The following is a 15,382-nucleotide window of genomic DNA, read 5'->3' on the forward strand; positions in this document are numbered from 1 at the left end:
GGGGGGGTATTACATATGCCTAAATTCGCCGCCAATCTAACCATGCTGTTTACCGAGGCGCCTTTCCTGGAGCGCTTTAAGGCCGCCAGGGAAGCAGGCTTTAAAGCAGTGGAGTTTCTTTTCCCGTATGAATACAGCATAGACGTGATAAAGGGTGCGGTGGAAGAAAACAATCTCCAGGTGGTGCTCTTCAACCTGCCCGCCGGCGACTGGTCCGCCGGTGAGCGGGGCATTGCCGCTGACCCGCAGCGTAAGGAAGAGTTCCGGGAAGGAGTAAAGCAGGCCGTGACCTGGGCCCGCGCCCTGGGTGTGCCGCGATTGAACTGCCTGGCAGGCAAAAGGCTTGCTTCCTCTACTTTTGACGAGCAGTGGCAGACGCTGGTGGACAACGTCCGCTATGCGGCTGGAGTTATGGGAGAATATGGTTTAAATCTAATGGTGGAACCATTAAACCATTACGACGTACCGGGTTTCTTGCTCAACACTACCGGGCAGGTCTTGAAATTGCTCGCTGAGGTTGACATGCCCAATGTCTATTTACAATACGACATTTATCATGCCCAAAAAGAAGAAGGAAATCTAACTGTTATCCTGCGCGATCAGTTGCCGAAGATCGGGCACATCCAGATCGCCGACAACCCCGGCCGGCACCAGCCGGGCACGGGCGAGATCAATTATCCTTTTTTGCTGCGGGAGCTGGACAACCTGGGTTATAATGGTTATGTGTCCCTGGAATATATTCCAGTGCCGGACACGCGCAAGTCTTTAGACTGGGTGGCGGAGTACGGGCACAGCCTGGGTTAATTTGAGGAATGTGTTAGCCCCCATAAGGAGGGTGCCGCCTGGGCGGTATTAAGAGCAGGCAAAAATTCTAGTGAAAGGGGTAAAAAAGATGAGTAAAATTGGCTTCATCGGACTGGGCATCATGGGCAAACCCATGAGCAAAAACCTGTTAAAGGCTGGCTATGAGCTGGTGGTCTATGATATCAATAAGGCAGCGGTAGAAGAAGTGGTTGCCGCCGGTGCGGAACCGGCCGTCTCTTGCCGGGAGGTGGCCGAACGCTGCGATAAATTTATTACCATGCTGCCCAATTCCCCCCACGTGAGGGAGGCTGTCCTGGGGCAAAAGGGGGTAATTGAGGGTGCCCGGCCCGGTTCAATCCTTATCGATATGAGCTCCATTGACCCTATGGTCAGCAGGGAAATAGCCGGGAAGCTGGCTGAAAAGGGCGTGCGTATGTTAGACGCGCCGGTGAGCGGTGGTGAACCCAAGGCCATCGACGGTACCCTGTCGATAATGGTCGGAGGTAAGCAAGAAGACTTTGATGAATGTTATAATATATTAAAGGCCATGGGATCTTCCGTGGTCCGCGTCGGTGACATTGGCGCCGGCAATGTGACCAAGCTGGCCAACCAGATCATTGTAGCCCTGAACATTGCCGCCATGTCCGAGGCCCTGGTCCTGGCCACCAAAGCTGGCGTCGACCCGGAACTGGTCTACCAGGCCATCCGCGGCGGCCTGGCCGGGAGTACGGTCCTGGACGCCAAGGCGCCCTTGGTGCTGGCCGGGCAATTCAAGCCCGGTTTCCGGATCAATTTGCATATCAAAGACCTGGCCAATGCCTTGGCTGCCGGGCATGAGGTAGGAGTGCCTCTGCCCATGACTTCTGTGGCCATGGAAATTCTCCAGGCCTTAAAGGTTGACGGCCTGGGTGACGCCGACCATGGGGCTATTATTCGCTTCTATGAGAAACTGGCGCAGGTCGAGGCAAGGAAGCATTAGAAGTAGTATATTATTTAGGAGGTCCAGGCCGACTGTAAGCCGCCTGGACCTTGGTTCAAAGGTTTAAACTCCCATGACACCGCGAGCGGCTAACTCGATGGGTAATAGGACAGCGAGGTCTTAATGAGAACATTATAAATATGGGTGCGTGAATAACCATGGAAGGCAGACTTGTCATCCGTAAGAAGAAAATGTATGAAGAAGTGGTAGAGCGCATTACCCGGTTGATCAAAACCGGGGAGTACAAAGTAGGGGACCGGCTGCCACCCGTTCAAGAATTGAGCGAAATGTTCGGGGTGGGTACCCCTACTTTACGGGAAGGCCTCTCTGTCCTGGCCTCCAGCGGCATCCTGGAGATAAGACACGGTAACGGTATTTTTGTCAAGCGCTTCCCCCTGGAACCGGAGGACCTGATGGCGCAATTAAACGAGGTGGAATACGAGCAGCTCCTCTCCTGGGTGGAGTTTCGCCGGGCGCTGGAAGCCGAGGCTGCTGCCTTGGCCGCCGAAAGGAGCGACGAGGCGGACCTTGAGGCCATGGAAGCGGCAGAAAAAAGGTTGGAAGAAGAGATAACCAGGGGAGAAATTACCATCGAACCTGATTACCAGTTTCATAACAGCATAGCATTAGCTACCAAGAATCCTATTTTTATCCAGACTGCTACCACTATCGAGCATATCATACGGCAGTATTTTCAATTGAGTTTACGCTACGGCAGGACCTTTCCCTGGCACCGGGAACTGGTGGTGACTGAACACCGGAAAATATTGGAGAACATCCGCAAGAGACGGCCGCGGGAAGCGCGCAATGCCATGCTGGAGCACCTCAACAACGTCTCCGGCCGGGTAAAACTGCTGGAAAGCCTGGCCAGGGGTGAAAACTCCGGCACTTAATCCCGCCTTAGTTTAAATTTAATTCATTTTTAAAGAGGGCTTAATATAATTATAACGGCGGGGTGCTATTATAAAGGCGAGCAAAGCCCTCTGACCTCCTTATTAAATATATACCTTACCACACCCGGATTTTACCGGGTTATTTTTTTAGCCACAAAAAATTGGTATATTTTGCAGGAAAAAAGATATAAATGTAGAATAGCGTAAAATGTTACCGCTAAAGGCAAACCCCACCGAAAGGGGGGGGCGCAAAGCCATGGGTCTAAGGCTGGAAGAGCTAAGATCGCCAGGCTGCCGGTATTTTTTGCTGCCATATGTTCCAGCGTCAAGACGGGGGCGGCCTTTGGCGTTAAAGGCTGTCCTTTATTTTTTTGGTAGTTTTCCATGAAGGCGCTACGCGTACATGAATGCCAGGAAGGGGTATAGGTTTAATGAATAAAACCATAGGTTTATTGTCTGATGACCTGCCGGGATAAACTTGTTAACCAGGAAGTACTGGAAGCCCTCCTGGACGATTACCTGCGCCGCAAGAATTTGCCAGCAACCTATAAAAACTATCTCTTGAGGTTAATCGAAGGTCAGGTTAACATCCTGGTTCACAATCTTTTACAAGAGATTGAAGACGAGCGTAGAGGCCTGATTACCGTGGCTGATGGGGAGATTATTCAACCTGACCGGTGAGTTAAATTGTCACAGCCCCGGCGGGCAGAAAACAGAAAACTTGACAGAACCGTGGCTATCTGCTAATATATCGCTACGGAAAGCGCGGTAGTGCCTGAATAACGGGCGGAAGTAGCTCAGCGGTAGAGCATCGCCTTGCCAAGGCGAGGGTCGCGGGTTCAAATCCCGTCTTCCGCTCCATATTTTTGGCCTGGGCAACCTCGGATCGGGTATTTACCTGTCCGAGGTGTTATTCTACTGGCTTATTTATTTTTTGATAAGGGTGGCAGGAAAAGGCAGGCAAAGCGGCGAAATAAAAGCCTGATAGTATTTTAAGCTAAATGGATGGTCATAATGAATGGCGTCCAGTAGTCGGGAGCAGGGAGGAGCAAGTAAGTAATGAAGGCTACCGTCGAGAAGTTAGATAAGCACCAGGTACTTCTGGAAATTGAAGTGGAAGCCCCCAGGGTGCAGAAAGCCCTGGATCAAGCTTACCGCCGCCTGGTAAAGCAGGTAAACATCCCGGGGTTCAGGAAAGGTAAGGCTCCACGTTTTATCCTGGAACGGTATATCGGCAAAGAGCCTATCTATAATGAGGCAGCGGAAATCGTTATTCCACCGGCCTATGAAGAAGCAGTGGCCGAACACAAGCTGGAACCCATCGATCGCCCGGAAGTGGAAATAGTCAAGGTGGAGGAAGGCGAGCCTTTAATCTTCAAGGCCAGGGTAGAAGTCAAGCCGGAAGTCCACCTGGGCACCTACAAGGGCCTCGAAGTGGAACGGCCGGAAGTAAGAGTTACCGAAGAAGATATCGACGCCTACCTGAAAAACTTGCAGGAACGCAATGCAACCCTCAAGATCATCGAAGATGAACCGACAGTAGCGGGGGATATTGTCAGCATTGATTTTAAGGGAACGGTAGATGGAGAGCCTTATCCAGGTTTAGAAGGCAATAATTACCCCCTGGAATTGGGCGCGGGTACCTTTGTCCCCGGCTTTGAAGAACAGCTGGTGGGTGCCCGGGTAAACGAGGAACGTACCGTTACCGTTACCTTCCCTGCCGACTACCATCAAAAAGACCTGGCAGGCAAGGAAGCCATCTTCCAGGTTACCATCCGGGGCATTAAACGGAAAGAGCTGGCCCCCCTGGATGATGAATTCGCTAAAGATGTCAGCGAGTGCGAGACCCTGGCCGAACTGCGCCAGGATATCCGCCGCCGGCTGGAAGAGAGGCGGCGGCAGGAGATTGATGCTGCCGTAAGGCGGGCCGTAGTGGAAAAGGCCGTGGCGGCAGCCACGGTGGATTTACCGGAAGTCATGGTTAAACGGCGGATCGAAACCCGCATCAGGGAACTGGAACGCAACCTGCAACTAAGGAAGATAACCCTGGAAGAATTCTTGAATGCTACGGGAAAGAATATAGATGAGCTGGAGCAGGATTTCCGGCCGGAGGCGGAAAAGGACGTTAAGACCGAGCTGGTGCTGGAAGCTATCGCCAGGGCGGAAAATATCGAGGCTACCGAAGAAGAACTCCGGGATGAAATTGAAAAGATGGCCAGGATTACCCGCCAGGATCCAGCTGAATTGCGACAGAATCTTGACTACCTGTCTTTCTTGAAATACGATATAATGATTAAAAAGACCATTGATTTTCTAGTAGAGCAGAGTGTGGCAGTACCACCCCGGGAAGGCGGGGACGGGGAGACAGGAGAAAGCAGGGAGACAGGAGAAACTGCTGCAACTGAAGGCTAGGGGAAGTAGACTATTAAGGTGAAGAGGTTGTGGAAGGAATTTTTTACCACGGAGGTGGGTAAGGAGTGTCAATCCTGGTACCAGTAGTAGTTGAGCAGACCAACAGGGGCGAGCGGGCCTACGACATTTATTCCCGCTTGTTGAAAGACCGGATTATCTTCCTGGGAAGCGCCATCGACGATCATGTAGCCAATCTGGTGATTGCCCAGATGCTATTCCTGGAGGCAGAAGATCCCGATAAAGATATCCACCTGTATATCAACAGCCCGGGTGGTTCCATCCCGGCCGGGATGGCTATCTTTGATACCATGCAGTATATCCGGCCCGATGTTTCCACCATTTGCGTCGGCCTGGCAGCCAGCATGGGCGCTTTTCTCCTGGCTGCCGGCGCTAAAGGCAAGCGCTTTGCCCTGCCCCACAGTGAAATCATGATTCACCAGCCCATGGGTGGTACCCAGGGGCAGGCCGTGGATATCGAGATCCATGCTAGGCGTATCCTGGCCATCCGGGATACATTAAACCGTATTTTAAGCGATATTACCGGTAAATCGGTGGAACAGATTGCTAAGGACACCGACCGCGATCATTTCATGACCGCCCAGGAAGCGAAAGAGTACGGTTTAATCGATGAGGTGATCACCAAGCGCGAGTTGCCCGGTAAATAGGGACAGCGAGGTGAACTAACATCATGTATAAATACACCGACGATAAGGGTCAGCTGAAGTGCTCCTTCTGTGGTAAACTTCAGGACCAGGTCAAAAAGCTGGTCGCCGGCCCTGGTGTCTATATTTGCGACGAGTGCATTGAGCTATGCAATGAGATAATCGAGGAAGAGTTGAGCGAGGACCTGAACCTGGAAATGGGCGAGTTGCCCAAACCCAAAGAGATCCGGGAAATCCTCGATCAGTACGTCATCGGCCAGGATAAGGCAAAAAAGGCCCTGTCCGTAGCCGTTTATAACCACTACAAGCGCATCAACCTGGGCATGAAGATGGATGACGTCGAACTCCAGAAGAGCAACATCATCATGCTCGGGCCCACCGGTAGTGGTAAAACACTCCTGGCCCAGACCCTGGCCAGGATCCTGAATGTACCCTTTGCTATTGCCGACGCCACTTCCCTCACGGAAGCCGGCTATGTGGGCGAGGATGTGGAGAACATCCTGTTAAAGCTCATCCAGGCGGCTGACTACGATGTGGAGAAGGCGGAAAAGGGTATCGTCTATATCGATGAAATAGATAAAATCGCCCGCAAGTCGGAAAACCCGTCCATTACCCGGGACGTGTCGGGCGAAGGTGTCCAGCAGGCCCTTCTCAAGATCCTGGAAGGGACCATTGCCAGTGTACCTCCCCAGGGGGGACGCAAGCACCCCCACCAGGAGTTCATCCAGCTGGATACCACCAATATCCTCTTCATTTGCGGCGGTGCCTTCGACGGCCTGGATAAAATTATCAAAAACCGCATCTCCCAGAAGACCATGGGCTTTGGTGCGGAAATCCGCGGCAAAAAGGATATCCAGGTGGGCGATATCTTAAAGCAGGTCCAGCCGGTCGATCTGTTGAAGTACGGGTTAATCCCCGAGTTTGTCGGCCGCCTGCCGGTTATCGTCACCCTGGATGCCCTGGACGAAGATGCCCTGGTCCGGGTGCTGACAGAACCACGCAACGCCCTGGTGAAGCAGTACCAGAAGTTGTTTGAAATTGACGGGGTCACCCTGGAATTCAAAGAAGACGCCCTGCGGACCATTGCTAAAGAGGCCCTGAAACGGGAAACCGGTGCCCGGGGCTTAAGGGCGATCCTGGAAGAGATAATGCTGGACGTAATGTATGAAATACCTTCCCGGAGCAACATCAGCAAGTGTATCGTCACTAAAGATGTAGTCCTGCGTAAGGAAGAACCCCTGCTGTTGACGGTAGAAAGGAAGAAGAAAAAAGAAGAAACTGCCTGATGGCAAGGCGGTGGCGGGCAAGCCACCGCCTTTTTGGATAAAATCTTCCTTTCCGGATAAACTTTAGGTGATAGAGATATCCGGAAAGGAGTAAAGACCAATGTATGAATGGGGTCAGGGCCTGGGAGGATTCTTAAGCTTTATCCAGATATTTTTTGCCGTGATAATCGGCCTCTATTTCTGGAACCTTTTGCGCAACCAGCAGGGCAACCGGGTGGCTGTCGAGAAGGAATCCCGTAAAGAACTGGAGAAACTCCAGCGGATGCGGGAAATATCCCTGTCGGAACCCCTGGCGGAAAAGACCCGGCCCACTACTTTTGAGGAGATAATCGGCCAGGAGGAGGGCCTTAAAGCGCTCCGGGCCGCCCTTTGTGGTCCCAACCCCCAGCACGTTATTATCTACGGGCCGCCGGGGGTAGGCAAGACGGCAGCGGCCCGCCTGGTCCTGGAAGAAGCTAAGAAAAACCCCCACTCCCCCTTTAAAGAGACGGCTCAGTTTGTGGAAGTAGACGGGGCGACCTCGCGTTTTGATGAACGGGGCATTGCCGATCCCCTGATTGGTTCCGTGCATGACCCCATCTACCAGGGGGCCGGCCCCCTGGGAATGGCTGGTATTCCCCAGCCCAAACCCGGGGCCGTCACCCGCGCCCACGGAGGTATCCTGTTTATTGATGAAATTGGCGAACTGCACCCCATCCAGATTAACAAGCTGCTAAAGGTCCTGGAAGACCGGAAAGTGATCCTGGAAAGCGCTTATTACAGTTCGGAAGACAGCAATATCCCCAGCCATATCCATGATATCTTCCGGAACGGCTTGCCGGCCGATTTTCGCCTGGTAGGAGCCACCACCCGTTTGCCCCAGGAGATCCCGGCCGCCATCCGCTCACGCTGCCTGGAAGTCTTTTTCCGCCCCCTGCTCGCCGAAGAAATCGGCATCATTGTCCGCAATGCGGCCAGGAAGATAAACTTAACCATTGCCCCGGCCGCCGTGGAAGTAATCAAGCAGTATGCCACCAACGGCCGCGAAGCCGTTAACATGGTGCAGCTGGCAGCAGGCCTGGCCATTACGGAAAAGCGCCAGGAGATTACCCGCGAGGATGTGGAATGGGTGGTAACCAGCTGCCAATATACCCCGCGCCAGGACGGCCGGGTTCCAGTTGAGCCCCAGGTGGGCGTGGTTAACGCCCTGGCTGTCTACGGTCCCAATATGGGCCTTCTCGTCGAGCTGGAAGCCAGCGTTAATTTTGCCGGCCACCGCCGCGGCCAGGTTACCGTTACGGGCGTCATCGAGGAAGAAGAAAGCGGAAGTAGCGACGGCCGCCGGGTGCGGCGCCGGAGCATGGCCCGCAATGCGGTGGATAATGTCCTGACTGTCTTACGCAAGCTCTTACAGGTAGATGTACGGGATTATGATATTCACCTTAATTTTCCCGGGGGAGTACCGGTAGATGGGCCTTCCGCCGGTATCAGCATGTTAACGGCAGCTTATTCCGCCTTTACAGACATACCGGTTAACAACCTGGTTGCCATGACCGGGGAAGTTTCTATCCGGGGTGCCGTCCGGCCGGTGGGCGGTGTGGTGGCCAAGGTAGAAGCTGCCCGCCTTGCCGGGGCGAAAAAAGTGCTCATTCCTAAAGATAACTGGCAGGAAATATACCGCTCTTTGCCGGATATCCAGGTAGTGCCTGTGCAGACGGTCAACGAGGTCCTGGAACAGGCCTTAATGCCGCGGGCAAAGGTTAGCGGCCATGAAAGCTTCAAAGCCCGGCCCCAGGTTTTAAGCGCTTCACCTTTGCCCTCCCGCCCGTTAAGCTGCTAAAGCTATTGCAATAAGACGAATAATGCCGTAGAATATACTCGAATAATTACCTGGAGAGATAAAAGTATATACGAGGGAGCACCCTGGAGGTGTAAAGTTTGAGTCGAATCCTTCCCCTGTTGCCCCTGCGAGGGGTTATTGTTTTTCCTTACACGGTAATTCACCTGGATGTCGGGCGGGAGCGTTCGGTCAGTGCCATTGAGGAGGCAATGCTAAGGGACCGGGTTATTTTCCTGGCCATGCAAAAGGAGGCCCAGGATGACGATCCCGGGGAAGATGATATTTATACTACCGGGACCATAGCTGAGATAAAGCAATTATTAAAATTACCCGGTGGCACCATTCGCATCCTCGTTGAGGGTATCCGGCGGGGAAAGATCAGGGAATATTTGAGCTATGATCCCTTCCTTAAAGTTGAAGTTGAGGAAGCCCCGGAGCCTGCCGAAACTTCCAGCGAAATCGAAGCCCTCATGCGCTGCCTGATCGATGAATTTGAGACCTATGTCAAGATGTCCAAAAGAATCCCCCCGGAGACGGTGGTGGCCGTCGTTAGCCTGGAGGAACCGGGGCGGCTGGCCGATGTGGTGGCTTCCCACCTTAACCTTAAACTGACTGATAAACAGGCCGTGCTGGAAGCGGTAGACATTAAAGAACGCCTGAACCTCTTGTGCGAAATCCTGGCCAAGGAAAAGGAAATCCTGGAACTGGAACGGAAGATCAACTTACGCGTCCGCAAGCAGATGGAAAAGACCCAGAAGGAATACTACCTGCGTGAGCAGATTAAAGCCATCCAGAAAGAGCTGGGGGAAAAAGATGAAAGGGTAGCCGAGGCCGAGGAACTGCGGCAGAAAATTGAAGCAGCCAGGCTGCCCAAAGACGTGCGGGAGCGGGCTTTAAAGGAAGTCGAACGCCTGGAAAAAATGCCGCCCATGGTTGCTGAGACAACGGTTGTTCGCAACTACCTGGACTGGCTTTTGAGCCTGCCGTGGAACAAGCAAACCCGGGACCGCCTGGATGTAAAGGTGGCCGAGCGCATCCTTGATGAGGATCACTATGGCTTAAAGGAAGTCAAGGACCGCATCCTGGAATACCTGGCTATCCGCCAGCTGGCTAAGAAAATGAAAGGTCCCATCATCTGCTTTGTCGGGCCGCCGGGGGTAGGCAAGACCTCCCTGGCCAAATCCATTGCCCGGGCCCTGCAGCGCAAGTTTGTACGCATCTCCCTGGGCGGTGTGCGGGATGAGGCCGAAATCCGGGGCCACCGGCGCACCTATGTGGGCGCCCTGCCGGGGCGGATAATCCAGGGCATGAAGCAGGCAGGTACCAGGAACCCGGTCTTTTTACTGGATGAAATTGATAAACTGAGCAGCGACTTTCGCGGCGACCCGGCTTCGGCCCTGCTGGAGGTCCTGGACCCGGAACAGAACCATATGTTCAGCGATCACTATATTGAAGCTCCCTTTGATCTCTCCAGGGTTATGTTTATTACCACGGCCAACGTCGAATACTCCATCCCGCGCCCGTTGCTCGACCGGATGGAGGTTATCCGCATCCCGGGTTATACCGAAGAGGAAAAGGTTAAAATTGCTGCTTTGCATTTATTGCCCAAACAAATCAAGGAACACGGCCTGAAAAAGGACCAGCTGGAAATATCGGAAAATGCCCTGCGCCGGATTGTACGGGAATACACCCGGGAAGCCGGGGTGCGCAACCTGGAGCGGCAGATTGCCACCATTTGCCGCAAAACGGCCCGGGATATTGTCAGCGGTAAAACTAAGGCAGTTAGAATAACCGCCAGCAACGTGGAAGAGTACCTGGGTATTCCCCGTTACCGGCACACGGAAGCCTTCCAGAATGAGGTGGTAGGGGTGGCCAACGGGCTGGCCTGGACGGAAGTCGGCGGCGAGGTGCTCAATGTAGAAGTTTCCGTCATGAAGGGTAAGGGTAACCTTACCCTGACGGGGAAACTCGGCGATGTCATGAAAGAATCCGCTTACGCCGGCTTCAGCTATATCCGTTCCCGGGCGGACGCCCTGGGGCTGGAAGCAGACTTCCATGAGAAGCATGACCTGCACATCCACGTGCCCGAGGGGGCCATCCCCAAAGACGGGCCTTCGGCGGGGATTACCATGGCCACGGCCATGGCCTCGGCCCTCACCGGTGTACCTGTGAAGGCCAACCTGGCCATGACGGGCGAGATAACCCTGCGCGGCCGGGTGTTGCCGGTAGGCGGTATTAAAGAAAAGGTCCTGGCGGCCCACCGGGCCGGTCTCAAAAACATTATCCTCCCCCGGGAGAATGAAAAAAACCTGGAGGACATCCCGGCCAATATCCGGCGCAAGCTCAACTTCATCCTGGTGGAGCATATGGATGAAGTCCTGAAGGAATCCCTGGTGAGGAAGGAAGAATAACAGACAATACTTGACAGTAAGAGCCAGAAATCGGTAAGATAGTACCGTAGAGAGCGCCGCTATGGCTTATCTCCCCTCGTCCGTCCGGGCGGATGGGGGTTTTTTGTAGGTAAGGAGGCAAGCGTTTTGGCTGCGCTAGATAAGGTCTACGATCCTAAAGCCGTGGAAGAAAAATGGTACCGCTACTGGACGCAAGAAGGCTATTTTCGCGGTCCCCTGCCGGCAGCAGGCCAGCAACCATTCAGCATAGTTATGCCCCCGCCCAACGTTACCGGGAGCCTGCACCTGGGCCATGCCCTGGACAATACCCTCCAGGACATCCTCACCCGCTGGCACCGCATGCGGGGGGATGCTACCCTCTGGGTGCCGGGTACCGACCATGCCGGCATAGCCACCCAGGCCCGGGTGGAAGAAGAACTGGCCAAGGAAGGCTTGAGCAAGTATGACCTGGGCCGGGAGAAGTTCCTGGAGCGAGTCTGGGCCTGGAAAAACGAGTATGGCAACCGCATTACCAGGCAACTGCGCCTCCTGGGCACCTCCTGCGACTGGAGCCGGGAGCGCTTTACCATGGATGAGGGCTGTTCCCGGGCTGTGCGCGAGGTCTTTGTCCGCCTTTATGAAAAGGGCCTTATTTACCGGGGCAGTTATATTATCAACTGGTGCCCCCGCTGCCACACCACCATTTCCGATATCGAAGTGGAGCATGAAGAGGAAGCCGGCCGTCTCTGGTATATCCGCTATCCCTTTAAAGACGGCAGCGGCGGTATTACCGTGGCCACCACCCGGCCGGAAACCATGCTGGGCGATACGGCCGTAGCCGTGAACCCCGGGGACGAGCGTTACCAGGGGTTGATCGGGAAAACCCTGATCCTCCCCCTGGTTAACCGGGAAATCCCCCTCATCGCCGACAGCTACGTCGATCCTTCCTTTGGCACCGGCGCCGTTAAAATTACCCCGGCTCATGATCCCAATGACTTTGAAGTGGCGGCCCGGCATAACCTTCCCGCCATTACCGTCATCGGCAAGGATGCGGTGATGACGGAAGAAGCAGGTCCCTACGCGGGCATGGAACGCTACGCCTGCCGCCAGAGAATAGTTGAAGACCTGAAAAATAAGGGCTTCCTGGTCAAGGTGGAAGAGTACACCCATGCCGTGGGGCACTGTTATCGCTGCGGCACCGTGGTGGAGCCCCTGGTTTCACCACAGTGGTTCGTGCGCATGGCTCCCCTGGCCGCGCCGGCCATCCAGGCGGCGAAAGAAGGTAAGGTCCGCTTTATCCCGGAACGCTTCACGAAAATATACCTGAACTGGCTGGAGAATATCCGTGACTGGTGCATTTCCCGCCAGCTCTGGTGGGGCCACCGCATTCCCGTCTGGTACTGCCAGCAGTGCGGTGAAGAAATTTGCGCCGTAGCAGATCCTGAGGAGTGTCCTGCCTGCGGCAGTACGGCCCTGGAACAGGATCCCGATGTCCTGGATACGTGGTTCAGTTCCGCCCTCTGGCCCTTTTCCACCCTGGGCTGGCCGGAAGATACCCCGGAACTGAAAACTTTCTATCCCACTTCCGTCCTGGTAACAGGCCGGGACATCATCTTTTTCTGGGTCGCCCGGATGCTTTTCATGGGCCTGGAGTTCATGGGCCAGGTGCCCTTCCGGGAGGTTCTCATCCATGGCCTCGTCCTGGATGCGCAAGGGCGGAAAATGAGTAAATCCCTGGGTAACGGCGTCGATCCCATGGAGGTAATCGAAAAATACGGGGCCGACTGCCTGCGCTTTATGCTGGTTACCGGCAATACGCCGGGGAACGACCTGCGTTTTCATCCCGAACGCCTAGAGGGCACCCGCAATTTCACCAATAAAATCTGGAATGCGGCCCGCTTTGCCCTCCTGAACTTGGAGGACTTTAAACCCGTTCTCCTTGAGCCAAAAGATCTGGCCCTGCCCGACCGCTGGATTTTAAGCCGTTTAAACCGGCTGATTGGCGAGGTCACGGAGGGCCTCGAGGCCTATGAAATCGGCGAGGTGGCCCGGCTCCTTTACGACTTTTTCTGGGGGGAATTTTGCGACTGGTATATTGAACTAATCAAACCCCGCCTGTACGGCAAGGATCAAAAAGCCCGGCAGGTGGCCCAGGGGGTTTTGGTGGAAGTCCTGGGTAAAAGCCTCCAGCTCCTCCATCCCTTTATGCCCTTTATTACCGAAGAGATATGGCAGCACTTACCGGGGAAAAGGGAGAGCATCATGGTCAGCTCCTGGCCCCGGGCTTTGCCGGAGCGGGATGACAGGGAAGCGGAGAGGGCCATGGAATTAATTATGGCCGTCATCAGGGCCATCCGCAACCTGCGCAGCGAAATGAATGTACCCCCGGGCCGGACGGCAGAGGTCATCCTCGTAGCAGAAGCAGATAAAGACCGGCAAATATTGCAACGGGCCTCCCTTTACCTGGAAGTCTTGGCGGCAGCCAGCCCGGTGGAGGTGAAGGCTGCTTTACCCCAGCCACCCGCCCGGGCGGCAACGGCGGTCACCGGCGGCATCCAGGTGTTCCTGCCCCTGGCCGGCCTGATTGACCTGGAAAAGGAACAAGCCCGCCTGGAGAAGGAACTGCAAAATACCCGGGCCGAGCTAGAAAAGGTGGAAAAGAAACTGGCCAGGGTCGACTTCCGCACCAAGGCCCCGGCGGCCATTGTGGCCAAGGAAGAAGCCAGGGCGGCGGAATTAAAGAGCAAGGTAGCGGCTTTGAGCCAGCGCCTGAGCTTCCTCCAGGGTTAGGAGGCGAAGGGGTGAACTATAGGGAAGCACTGGAATTTCTAAGGCAGCTGACAAAGTTTGGCTGTAATCTTGGCCTGGAGCGGATTAAAGAGCTCACCCGCCGGTGCGGTTCGCCCCAGGAACGGTTGCGGTTTATCCATATTGGCGGGACCAACGGCAAGGGTTCGGTAGCCGCCATGGTTGCCAGTATCCTGGAGCAGGCCGGTTACCGGGTAGGTCTTTTTACTTCTCCTCACCTTCATTCCTATACCGAACGGATGCGGATTAATGGCGCGAGTATTCCCGAAGAACGCCTGGCAGCCCTCCTGACATGGTTTAAGCCGGTATTAGAGGCCATGGTGGCCGCAGGTTATGAACACCCGACGGAATTTGAAGTAAGTACGGCAGTGGCCCTGAAATATTTTGCCGAGGAGGGTGTTGACCTGGCGGTCCTGGAGGTCGGCCTCGGGGGGGCCATTGATTCTACCAATGTTATTGATTCTGCCCTGGTAAGTGTCATCACCAATGTGGGTATGGATCACATGCAGTACCTGGGGAACAATATAGCTGCAATAGCCAGGGTCAAGGCCGGGATTATCAAGGAAGGCGGCATCGTGGTGACTGCGGCCCATCGCCCCGAGGCCCTGGAAGTAATCAGCCGTACCTGCCGGGAAAAGGGGGCCACCCTTTACCGCGTGGGCCGGGATGTCACCTGGCAGGAACGCCGGGTGTCCCTGGCCGGGGGCGAGTTTGACCTGCAGGGCCAGCTGGGAACTTATGAAGGCCTTAGAACCCCCCTGCTGGGCAGGCACCAGCTGGAAAATGCCGCTATAGCCGTCACTGTGGTCGAAGCGGCCGTGCGCCACCACGGCCTTGGGGTCACGGCGACTCATATCCGCCATGGCCTGGCGCAGGCTTCCTGGCCGGGCCGGCTGGAAATTATGCATCGGGAACCCATGGTAGTCATCGATGGCGCCCATAACGTTGACGGGGCCAGGACTCTCCGCCGGGCCCTGGAAGAAATATTCTCCTACCGGCAGCTAATCCTGGTCCTGGGGATGCTGGCCGACAAAGAGCGCGAAAAGGTAGTGGCCGAGCTGGCCCCAAAGGCTGCAGCGGTAATTGTCACCCGGCCCAATAATCCCCGCGCCGGGGAGTGGCAGTCCCTGGCGGGCCTTGTGCGCCGGTATGTTGAACAGGTAGAAGTTATTGAAAGTATCCCTGCAGCCCTGAACCGCGCTTTGCATATTGCCGGGCCGTCTGACCTCATCTGTGTAACAGGATCATTGTACATGGTGGCAGACGCCAGAGAATGGCTTAAGAAGCTCAAAAAAGAGGATTTTACCTGCCGGTAGCGAATATCTTTAA

11 protein-coding genes, 1 tRNA gene and 1 riboswitch are annotated in these 15,382 nt (G+C 54.9%); all 12 genes read left to right on the plus strand.

Annotation, left to right across the window (positions count from 1 at the left end; genetic code table 11):
• The first annotated feature begins 15 nt into the window (after positions 1–15).
• The 12 genes from hyi to MOST_RS02695 all read left to right on the plus strand — a co-directional run bounded on the left by hyi (position 16) and on the right by MOST_RS02695 (position 15,369).
• Positions 16–804: a hydroxypyruvate isomerase gene (hyi, locus tag MOST_RS02640; protein ID WP_054936286.1), complete on the plus strand. Its 789-nt coding sequence runs from the start codon at positions 16–18 to the stop codon at positions 802–804.
• Positions 805–892: 88 nt separating this feature from the next.
• Positions 893–1,783, plus strand: a complete 891-nt coding sequence (garR, locus tag MOST_RS02645) for a 2-hydroxy-3-oxopropionate reductase (RefSeq protein WP_054936383.1) — start codon at positions 893–895, stop codon at positions 1,781–1,783.
• A gap of 158 nt (positions 1,784–1,941) precedes the next feature.
• Positions 1,942–2,676, plus strand: a complete 735-nt coding sequence (locus tag MOST_RS02650; RefSeq protein WP_054936285.1) for a FadR/GntR family transcriptional regulator — start codon at positions 1,942–1,944, stop codon at positions 2,674–2,676.
• A gap of 212 nt (positions 2,677–2,888) precedes the next feature.
• Positions 2,889–2,975: riboswitch (cyclic di-GMP riboswitch) on the plus strand.
• A 160-nt stretch (positions 2,976–3,135) separates the two neighbouring features.
• A complete protein-coding gene (locus MOST_RS02655) occupies positions 3,136–3,357 on the plus strand; it encodes a hypothetical protein (RefSeq protein ID WP_054936283.1) in 222 nt (73 codons plus the stop codon).
• A 105-nt stretch (positions 3,358–3,462) separates the two neighbouring features.
• Positions 3,463–3,537, plus strand: a tRNA-Gly gene (locus MOST_RS02660).
• A 198-nt stretch (positions 3,538–3,735) separates the two neighbouring features.
• Positions 3,736–5,088 (plus strand): trigger factor, encoded by a 1,353-nt coding sequence (tig, locus tag MOST_RS02665; RefSeq protein ID WP_054936282.1) that lies wholly within the window; start codon positions 3,736–3,738, stop codon positions 5,086–5,088.
• Between the two features lie 65 nt (positions 5,089–5,153).
• On the plus strand, positions 5,154–5,753 hold the full coding sequence (gene clpP, locus MOST_RS02670; protein WP_054936281.1) for an ATP-dependent Clp endopeptidase proteolytic subunit ClpP: 600 nt from the start codon (positions 5,154–5,156) through the stop codon (positions 5,751–5,753).
• A gap of 23 nt (positions 5,754–5,776) precedes the next feature.
• Positions 5,777–7,036, plus strand: coding sequence for an ATP-dependent Clp protease ATP-binding subunit ClpX (clpX, locus tag MOST_RS02675; RefSeq protein ID WP_054936280.1), 1,260 nt, complete (start codon positions 5,777–5,779; stop codon positions 7,034–7,036).
• A 100-nt stretch (positions 7,037–7,136) separates the two neighbouring features.
• Positions 7,137–8,855: an ATP-dependent protease LonB gene (lonB, locus tag MOST_RS02680; protein WP_054936279.1), complete on the plus strand. Its 1,719-nt coding sequence runs from the start codon at positions 7,137–7,139 to the stop codon at positions 8,853–8,855.
• A gap of 98 nt (positions 8,856–8,953) precedes the next feature.
• Positions 8,954–11,266 (plus strand): endopeptidase La, encoded by a 2,313-nt coding sequence (lon, locus tag MOST_RS02685; RefSeq protein ID WP_054936278.1) that lies wholly within the window; start codon positions 8,954–8,956, stop codon positions 11,264–11,266.
• A 126-nt stretch (positions 11,267–11,392) separates the two neighbouring features.
• Positions 11,393–14,035: a valine--tRNA ligase gene (locus MOST_RS02690; protein ID WP_054936277.1), complete on the plus strand. Its 2,643-nt coding sequence runs from the start codon at positions 11,393–11,395 to the stop codon at positions 14,033–14,035.
• Between the two features lie 11 nt (positions 14,036–14,046).
• The gene (locus MOST_RS02695) at positions 14,047–15,369 is read left to right on the plus strand and encodes a bifunctional folylpolyglutamate synthase/dihydrofolate synthase (protein WP_054936276.1); all 1,323 of its coding nucleotides are present in this window, start codon (positions 14,047–14,049) and stop codon (positions 15,367–15,369) included.
• Positions 15,370–15,382 lie beyond the last annotated feature (13 nt).

Origin of the sequence: Neomoorella stamsii (assembly GCF_002995805.1) — a bacterium.
Classification (GTDB): domain Bacteria; phylum Bacillota; class DSM-521; order Neomoorellales; family Neomoorellaceae; genus Neomoorella; species Neomoorella stamsii.